The 7460-nt window shown below is 72.6% G+C and carries 7 protein-coding genes and 2 tRNA genes; 7 read left to right on the plus strand and 2 right to left on the minus strand.

Annotated elements, in window-relative coordinates; translation table 11 throughout:
- Positions 1 to 207: 207 nt before the first annotated feature.
- On the minus strand, positions 208 to 621 hold the full coding sequence (locus ACFCX4_RS32885) for an SsgA family sporulation/cell division regulator (RefSeq protein ID WP_030056266.1): 414 nt from the start codon (positions 619 to 621) through the stop codon (positions 208 to 210).
- 194 nt (positions 622 to 815) lie between these two features.
- Here ACFCX4_RS32885 and ACFCX4_RS32890 point away from each other — a divergent pair, with 194 nt between their 5' ends.
- From ACFCX4_RS32890 to ACFCX4_RS32900, 3 genes are all read left to right on the plus strand, one after another.
- Positions 816 to 1346, plus strand: a complete 531-nt coding sequence (locus tag ACFCX4_RS32890) for a TIGR02611 family protein (RefSeq protein ID WP_376150544.1) — start codon at positions 816 to 818, stop codon at positions 1344 to 1346.
- Between the two features lie 112 nt (positions 1347 to 1458).
- Positions 1459 to 1530, plus strand: a tRNA-Val gene (locus tag ACFCX4_RS32895).
- Between the two features lie 207 nt (positions 1531 to 1737).
- Positions 1738 to 1809 (plus strand) — tRNA-Val (locus ACFCX4_RS32900).
- Between the two features lie 132 nt (positions 1810 to 1941).
- Here the strand turns inward: ACFCX4_RS32900 and ACFCX4_RS32905 are convergent.
- On the minus strand, positions 1942 to 2709 hold the full coding sequence (locus ACFCX4_RS32905; protein WP_376150546.1) for an exonuclease domain-containing protein: 768 nt from the start codon (positions 2707 to 2709) through the stop codon (positions 1942 to 1944).
- A 152-nt stretch (positions 2710 to 2861) separates the two neighbouring features.
- Here ACFCX4_RS32905 and ACFCX4_RS32910 point away from each other — a divergent pair, with 152 nt between their 5' ends.
- The 4 genes from ACFCX4_RS32910 to ACFCX4_RS32925 all read left to right on the plus strand — a co-directional run bounded on the left by ACFCX4_RS32910 (position 2862) and on the right by ACFCX4_RS32925 (position 7357).
- Entirely contained in the window at positions 2862 to 3416 is a 555-nt protein-coding gene (locus ACFCX4_RS32910; protein ID WP_376150548.1) for a DUF4365 domain-containing protein, read from the plus strand.
- Between the two features lie 32 nt (positions 3417 to 3448).
- Complete coding sequence (locus ACFCX4_RS32915) at positions 3449 to 4636, plus strand: hypothetical protein (protein WP_376150550.1); 1188 nt, start codon at positions 3449 to 3451, stop codon at positions 4634 to 4636.
- Positions 4637 to 4735: 99 nt separating this feature from the next.
- Complete coding sequence (gene thrS, locus ACFCX4_RS32920) at positions 4736 to 6715, plus strand: threonine--tRNA ligase (RefSeq protein WP_376150552.1); 1980 nt, start codon at positions 4736 to 4738, stop codon at positions 6713 to 6715.
- A gap of 81 nt (positions 6716 to 6796) precedes the next feature.
- Positions 6797 to 7357: an HIT domain-containing protein gene (locus tag ACFCX4_RS32925; protein ID WP_376150554.1), complete on the plus strand. Its 561-nt coding sequence runs from the start codon at positions 6797 to 6799 to the stop codon at positions 7355 to 7357.
- Positions 7358 to 7460: the final 103 nt, after the last annotated feature.

Genomic DNA, 7460 nt, shown 5'->3' on the forward strand with positions numbered 1-7460 from the left:
GGCCACCCGTGGGGTGGCCGGCCTCGCTGCCGGGCGCCTTCGGTGCTGCCGGCCCGCCCCGGTGGGGACGAACCGTTTCATCACCGGCCCCCGAGACCGCGTCGTGCGCGGCTGAGTCTGCTGCCGTGCCCCCGAGTAGGACGGCTGCGGTTGACGGCAGGGGCTACGACCCCGCCGACAGCGGGGTGTGACCGCCTCCGGTCGGGGTCAGCTTTCGGCGAGGATGTGGGACAGCTCCCGGTCGAGGTCGAAGTGACGGTGTTCGGTGCCGGGCGGCACGGCGGCGTCCGTCCGCTTGAGGAACGACTCAAGCGCCCGGGCCGGGGCCTCCAGCAGGGCTTCTCCTTCCGGAGAGCTCAGTGCGATGCAGACCACCCCTTGCCCGTGGCTGCGCGACGGCCACACCCGGACGTCGCCGGTACCGGTGGGTCGGTGCAGCCCCTCCGCAAGGAGATCTCGGGCGAACACCCACTCCACGGTCTCGTCGGCGCCGGTGTGGAACGTGGCGTGCACGGCGTAGGGGTCGGCGGTGTCGTAGCGAAGGCCCGCGGGGACGGGCAGTGAGGACTCGCTGGACACGATGAGGCGCAGGTGCAGCTCGCAGCTGACCGTGGTGTTCATAAGCGCCATGGCCTTTCGCTCAGTGTGCGCTCGGGGAATCGCACGTCGGCGAACGGACCATCCCACCTCCAAGACCGATGTAAACCCCTCTGTCCCGATTCGGGCGCGAGTCGTACCCCTTACGGCGCATTGCGGAATCGCCACAGACTGGCCGCCGGGCGATTACCGGGCCCCTTCTCGGTTAGTTTCCTGGCATGACTGTGCGAAGCGACAAGGCTCGCGGGGACGCGGGCGGGAACACCGGAACGGGGGATGTGATCGTGCCGGACGACACGGGGGTGCCGACGGGCGCGGGCGACGCCGGGGGCGGGAGCGCGGGGGAGGGCGGCGCGGAGGCCGGGGACGGCGGCAGGCCGCTGGGCTCGCGCGCCCCGCGGTTCATCCGCCGCTCGCGCCCGCTGCACCTGAGCTGGCAGGTCGCCGTCTTCCTGGTCGGCCTCGCCGTGGTGGTGCTGGGCGTGATCATGCTGCCGCTGCCCGGGCCGGGCTGGGTGGTCATCTTCCTGGGCATGGGCATCTGGGCGACCGAGTTCGTCTGGGCCCAGCTGGCGCTGCGCTGGACCCGCCGCAAGGTGGCCGAGGCCGCGCAGAAGGCCCTGGACCCGCGGGTCCGCCGCCGCAACATCACGCTCACCGCGATCGGGCTGGCGCTGATCGCCGCGATCGGCGGTTGGTACCTGTGGAAGTACGGCCTGGTCATGCCCTGGAAGATCGACGAGGACTGAGCCGTCCGCCGGGCCGCCGGCCTGCCGGGTCACCCGGTCCGGGCGGGCCGTCCGGGGGGAGGGAGCGCGTTCGGACCACCCTCCGGGATGCGGTAATGTTTTCCCTGCACCCGGGCGATTAGCTCAGCGGGAGAGCACTTCGTTCACACCGAAGGGGTCACTGGTTCGATCCCAGTATCGCCCACCGGAATGCATTGTGATATGTGAGGCCCAGCCGATTATCGGCTGGGCCTCACATGTATTTCCACAATCCGGCGAACGGTGTCCGGGAATGCGCTGAGGCGCAGTCACCTTCCGCACCCCGCAGGAGTTCTGTGGGGGCGTCGGGCGGTACTGCCCGAACGAGTTGTACGGCACCCCCCGAATGGTGCTACAGTTCTTCTCGTTGCCCGGGCGATTAGCTCAGCGGGAGAGCACTTCGTTCACACCGAAGGGGTCACTGGTTCGATCCCAGTATCGCCCACCGGACAGCACGCAGGCCCTGATCGGGAGACCGGTCGGGGCCTGCGGCGTTTCCGCGGGCCCGCCGTCCTGCCGGTTCCGCTAGGGCGTGTCTTGTGGATCTTGGCGGGCCCGGCAGTGATCCACAAGAGCCCTAGGCCGCCACCTCGCAGTCGTGCTCCGGCGAGAGCCGGCGCCCGCAGCCGCACCGGGCCGGCCGCAGCGGCCAGGACAGGTCCACCCGCTCGTCCGCCCCGGACCGGTCGAACCAGGCCTGCAGCCCCCGCGCCTGCGCCGCGTGCCAGACCGCCTGCCGCAGGTGCAGCTCCGCCGCCGTCAGCGAACCCAGCACTCCCGGGTGGCGCGCGCCGATCGTGCGCACCACGCCCAGCGCCGCCGTCGCGTCCGCCGCCGCGTCGTGGGCCCCCGTCAGTTCCACCCCGTAGTGCGCGCACAGGTCGGTCAGCGTCCGCCGGCCCCGGCGGTAGCGGTCCACGTGCTTGTCCAGCACCCGCGGGTCGAGTATCAGCAGGGCCGCCGGACCGGTCGCCTCGGTCAGCGACACCCCCCGGTGCCGGCGCAGTTCCCGGTCCAGCAGGGTCAGGTCGTACGGGGCGTTCATCACCACCACCGGGCGCCCGGCCCGGGCCTGCGCCGCCAGGGCGGCCGCGACCTCGGCCACCACCACCGGGGCCGGACGTCCGTGCGCCCGCACCGTCTCGTCGCTGATCCCGTGCACCGCGCGGGCGCCGTCGGGTATCGGCACGCCGGGGTCGGCGAGCCAGGTGGTGGCCACCGGGGCCGCGCCCGGGGCGGGTTGGACGACCAGGGCGGCCGAGACGAGCCGGTCGGTCTCGACGTCCACGCCGGTGGTCTCGGTGTCGAAGGAGGCGAGCGGGCCGGTGAACCAGTGCTGCTGCATGACTGCCCCTCGAAAACAGCGTGTTCCCGCCCCGGTGATACCCGCCCCTGACGCCACCTCAACCGTTTGCCGCCGCACCGGCCGGGCACCCTGCCCTCGGGCGCCCTGTTCGAATCCGGACGGGCCCCGGGAACGGGGGAGGACGGACGGTCATGGCGCTGACGCAGCCGCAGCCCGGGGAGGCGGCGGCCGTCCTGCGGGGGAACCTGGCGGTGACCGCCTGCATGGAGACGCTGCAGGTCGGGTACCTGCACGCGGTCGCCGCCGCGGCGGGCTGCTCGCTCTCCCAGCCGTTCCCCGACAACGGCATCGACTGGCACGTGAGCCACGGCTCGTCCGGTCACGAGGTCGACGACGAGGTCACCGTCAAGATCCAGCTGAAGGCCACCCAGCAGACAGCGCCCGACCCGCGCGGCGCGTTCTTCTCCTTCACCCTGGACAACGACCACCTGCGCAAGCTCGCCCGGCCCCGGGTCGCCGTGCCCCGGATCCTCGTCGTCATGCTGCTGCCCCGCCACGTCGACCGCTGGCTCGCCGCCCGGCCCGACGCCCTGGAGCTGCGGCACTGCTGCTACTGGGTCAACCTGGCCGGCCACCCGGTCACGGGGCAGCGCCGGACCAACGTCCGCGTCCCCACCGCGAAGGTCTTCGACGACCGCGCCCTGTGCGACATCATGGCCCGGGTCGGTGCGGGCGGCAGCCCGTGACGGCCCGGCCCCGGCCGGGAGGAGCCGTTCCCATGACACTGCCCCACGGGTCGACGCGACACGCGTCCGGCACACCGCCGCAGGCCGGTCCGCTGCCCGATCCGGCGGCCGTCGACCCCGCGGTGCTCGCCACCCTGCTGGCCCGGCACGGCTGGGTCCGGCGTGGCGGGCCCGCCGCCCGCTACGGGCGCTGGACGCCCCCCGAGGGCACCGACCCCGGGGTCAGCCTGCTCGTCCCCGCCGCGGACGGCTTCGACGACGCGGTCGAGCTGCTCACCGATGCCGTCACCGCGCTCTCCCGCTCCGCCAGCCCCTCCGCCCGCGCCATCCTGCTCGCCCTGGCCGTCCCGGGGGACGAGCTCCAGTGGCGGCGCGACCTCGCCGCCCCGGCCGGCGCCGCCGCCCCGGGCACCGTGCCCTGGGAGGACGCCGAGCGGCTCCGGCTGGCCGCCCGCGCCATGCTCGCCGCCGGGGCCAAGGCGGGCCGCACCCGCGCCGCGTACTTCGGTGCCCGCCTCGACGCCTGGGCCGGCGACTTCCTCGACCGGGTCCTGGTCGTCCCCGGCGGCCCAGGGCTGACCGCGTACACCCCCGCGCCCGAGGGCCGGGCAACCGTCACCACCCTGGTCCGCGCCCTGGAGGCGCTGCGCGACGCGGTCGACTACCGGCGGGTGAGCGGGGGCGGCGAGGCCTTCGAGAACGCCGTCCAGTCCGGTGTCAGCCGCGAGCTGGTGGAGGCCGTCCAGGAGCTGGTGCGGGGCGCCGCCGCCGGCCGGTTCACCGTCGCCTGGTCGGCCGCGGCGGGCACCCCCGGCGGGTTCGGCGACCGCCGGATCGCCGTCGAGTTCTCCCCCGGCGACCTCCCGGCCCTCGCGGAGGCCGCCGATCTGCTGGAGCGCATCGAGCCGGCCGTCGCCGTCACGGTGGTCGGCCTGGTGGTCCGCCTCAAGCGCGCCGACCCGGCGGGGCCGGGCAGCGTGCGACTGCGGGTGCTCGGCGGCGCCGAGGTCGACGAGGTCAAGGTCCGGCTGCCCGACCCCGCCTACCGGCTCGCCGCCGGGGCCCACCTGGCCGGCACCCCCGTGCGGGTCAGCGGCCGGCTGGAGCGGCGCGGCGGGTTCCGCCGGCTCGCCCGGCCCACCGGCCTGGAGCCCTGCGGACTGGAGGACGCCGAGCGCGAGCGGCTGCTCAAGACCCTGGGGGAGGGACGGGACGGGTAGGAGGGGTACGGAGGTGACGGCGGGGCCACCGCTCTCGGTACCATCGTCAGGCGCAGCGAAGTGCTGCGTCCTCTGAATCCAGCACGTCAGGAGAGACCGGTGACGGACGTCCGGGTAATCATCAACCGCGAACCCGATCGGGAAGAGCGCGTGGTGACCACGGGCACCACGGCCGCCGAGCTCTTCGCCGACGACCGCTCGATCGTCGCCGCCCGCGTGGGCGGTCAGCTGAAGGACCTCGCGCACGTCGTCCAGGACGGCGACGAGGTGGAGCCGGTCGCGATCGGCAGCCGGGACGGCCTCGACATCCTGCGCCACTCCACCGCGCACGTCATGGCCCAGGCCGTGCAGCAGCTCTTCCCGGAGGCCAAGCTCGGCATCGGCCCGCCGGTCAAGGACGGCTTCTACTACGACTTCGACGTCGAGAAGCCGTTCCACCCCGATGACCTCAAGGCCATCGAGAAGAAGATGCAGGAGATCATCAAGCGCGGGCAGCGGTTCTCCCGCCGGGTGGTCACCGACGAGGCGGCCCGCGAGGAGCTCGCCGCCGAGCCGTACAAGCTGGAGCTGATCGGCCTCAAGGGTTCCGCCGCCACCGCCGGCGAGGGCGCCGACGTCGAGGTCGGCGCCGGCGAGCTCACCATCTACGACAACCTGGACGCCAAGAGCGGCGAGCTGTGCTGGGGCGACCTCTGCCGCGGCCCGCACCTGCCCAGCACCCGGATGATCCCGGCGTTCAAGATCATGCGCTCGGCCGCCGCCTACTGGCGCGGCAGCGAGAAGAACCCCATGCTCCAGCGCCTGTACGGCACCGCCTGGCCGAGCAAGGACGAGCTCAAGGCGCACCTGGAGTTCCTGGAGGAGGCCGCCAAGCGCGACCACCGCAAGCTCGGCAACGAGCTCGACCTCTTCTCCATCCCCGAGGAGATCGGCTCCGGCCTGGCCGTCTTCCACCCCCGGGGCGGCATCATCCGCCGCGCCATGGAGGACTACTCGCGCCGCCGGCACGAGGAGGAGGGCTACGAGTTCGTCTACACCCCGCACGCCACCAAGGGGAAGCTCTTCGAGAAGAGCGGTCACCTGGACTGGTACGCGGACGGCATGTACCCGCCCATGCAGCTCGACGAGGGCGTGGACTACTACCTCAAGCCGATGAACTGCCCGATGCACAACCTGATCTTCGACGCGCGCGGCCGCTCGTACCGTGAACTGCCGCTGCGCCTGTTCGAGTTCGGCACCGTGTACCGGTACGAGAAGTCCGGTGTGGTGCACGGCCTGACCCGTGCCCGCGGCTTCACCCAGGACGACGCGCACATCTACTGCACCCGCGAGCAGATGGCGGACGAGCTCGACTCGACCCTCACCTTCGTGCTCAACCTGCTGCGCGACTACGGTCTGACCGACTTCTACCTGGAGCTGTCCACCAAGGACCCGGAGAAGTTCGTCGGCACCGACGACGCGTGGGAGGAGGCCACCGCGGTCCTCGCCGCGGTCGCCGAGAAGCAGGGCCTGCCGCTGGTCCCGGACCCGGGCGGCGCGGCCTTCTACGGCCCGAAGATCTCGGTGCAGGCGAAGGACGCCATCGGCCGGACCTGGCAGATGTCGACCATCCAGCTGGACTTCAACCTGCCCGAGCGCTTCGACCTGGAGTACACGTCGGCGGACGGCTCGCGCCAGCGGCCGGTCATGATCCACCGGGCGCTGTTCGGCTCGATCGAGCGCTTCTTCGCGGTGCTGCTGGAGCACTACGCCGGCGCCATGCCGCCGTGGCTGGCCCCGGTCACCGTGACCGGCATCCCGATCACCGACGAGCACGTGCCGTACCTGCTGGAGGTCGCGGCCGAGCTCAGGAAGCGCGGGATCCGGGTCGAGGTGGACACCTCGGACGACCGGATGCAGAAGAAGATCCGCAACGCCCAGAAGACCAAGGTCCCGTTCATGCTGATCGCCGGCAACGACGACGTCGAGGCGGGCGCGGTCTCCTTCCGCTACCGCAGCGGCGAGCAGAAGAACGGCGTCCCGCTGGCCGACGCGGTGGCCGAGATCGTGGACGCGGTGGAGCGCCGGATCCAGGTCTGACACCGGTCGCGGTACCCGGGCGCGGGGCGGGCTCCTCGGGGAGTCCGCCCCGCGCGGCTTTGCAAGCACGGTCGGGCGAATATGCTGATCAGCATGACGACTGAGCCGGAACTGCAGCAGGGCGTCGGGGAGCCGGACGGCTTCCGCCGCCTGTGGACCCCCCATCGGATGGCCTACATCCAGGGCGAGAACAAGCCGACCGGCCCGGCTCCGGACGACGGCTGTCCGTTCTGCTCGATCCCGTCGCTGAGCGACGAGGACGGGCTGGTCGTCGCGCGGGGGAACGCCGTGTTCGCGGTGCTCAACCTCTACCCGTACAACGGCGGGCACCTCATGGTGGTCCCGTACCGGCACGCGGCGGACTACACGGAGCTGGACGAGGCGGAGACCGCCGAGCTGGCGGTGTTCACCAAGAAGGCGATGACGGCGCTGCGCGCGGCCTCGGGCGCGCACGGCTTCAACATCGGCATGAACCAGGGCGCGGCGGCCGGCGCCGGCATCGCCGCGCACCTGCACCAGCACGTGGTGCCGCGCTGGGGCGGGGACACCAACTTCATGCCGGTGGTGGGGCACACCAAGGTCCTGCCGCAACTGCTGGCGGACACCCGGAAGATGCTGGCCGACGCCTGGCCGCGCGGCTAGGGAGTGTCTCGTGGATCACTGCCGGGTCCGCGTCCGACAAGATCCGCACGACACGCCCCAGGGCCGGTGACGTGCGAGGGCCCCGCCGACCGTCTCCCGGTCC

Origin of the sequence: Kitasatospora sp. NPDC056327, assembly GCF_042261735.1 — a bacterium.
Taxonomy (GTDB): Bacteria; Actinomycetota; Actinomycetes; order Streptomycetales; family Streptomycetaceae; genus Kitasatospora.

Bases quoted from the DNA above. Each gene is read 5' to 3' on its own strand.
- ACFCX4_RS32890 (WP_376150544.1), top strand. From the start codon at position 816: ATGACTGTGCGAAGCGACAAGGCTCGCGGGGACGCGGGCGGGAACACC.
- ACFCX4_RS32905 (WP_376150546.1), bottom strand. From the start codon at position 2,709: ATGCAGCAGCACTGGTTCACCGGCCCGCTCGCCTCCTTCGACACCGAG.
- ACFCX4_RS32885 (WP_030056266.1), bottom strand. From the start codon at position 621: ATGAACACCACGGTCAGCTGCGAGCTGCACCTGCGCCTCATCGTGTCC.
- ACFCX4_RS32925 (WP_376150554.1), top strand. From the start codon at position 6,797: ATGCTGATCAGCATGACGACTGAGCCGGAACTGCAGCAGGGCGTCGGG.
- ACFCX4_RS32910 (WP_376150548.1), top strand. From the start codon at position 2,862: ATGGCGCTGACGCAGCCGCAGCCCGGGGAGGCGGCGGCCGTCCTGCGG.
- ACFCX4_RS32915 (WP_376150550.1), top strand. From the start codon at position 3,449: ATGACACTGCCCCACGGGTCGACGCGACACGCGTCCGGCACACCGCCG.